General features: G+C 43.4%; 1 protein-coding gene. It reads right to left on the reverse strand.

Annotated elements, in window-relative coordinates; all coding sequences use genetic code 11:
• On the reverse strand, positions 1-549 hold a 549-nt coding region (locus A3761_RS05685; RefSeq protein WP_197472860.1), incomplete at both ends, for a cadherin-like domain-containing protein.

Genomic DNA, 549 nt, shown 5'->3' on the forward strand with positions numbered 1-549 from the left:
TACCGTTACCATCTGAGACTTCATAGCTGATGCTATCTAAACCATTGAAATCGGCATTAGGTGTGTAGTTCAGCGTTCCATCACCATTGATGAGAACCGAACCATACGAGGCTGAAGCAGAGCTAATGCTCAGACTATCACCATCGATATCGCTGTCATTGGCTAACACATCAATGATAATGGAAGTATCTTCCTCGGTGTTTGCTGTATCCGCTAGAGCGGTAGGTTCGCTATTGCTCGAACTACTCTCGTCAGTCGCTAATGACTCAATATGATCGATTGAATGTGTGATATCCAAATCATCGAAATACACTACTACTTTTCGTTCCGGTGACTCATACCAGTCTTTAACGGTTATCTGATCAGACGTTCCGATAATAGAAACCACGAGGTCATTGCCTTGCTTTGCATAAGCCACATCCGACTCATTAACCTGGTAAAGCCATATCTCATTATAGTCGCTTCCAGTATTGTAAATGACATCTTGACCAAAACCAGGGTCGAAATCATAGTCATCTTCACCCGAACCGCCGTACAAAGTATCGTTCC

The organism is Oleiphilus sp. HI0123 (assembly GCF_001635315.1).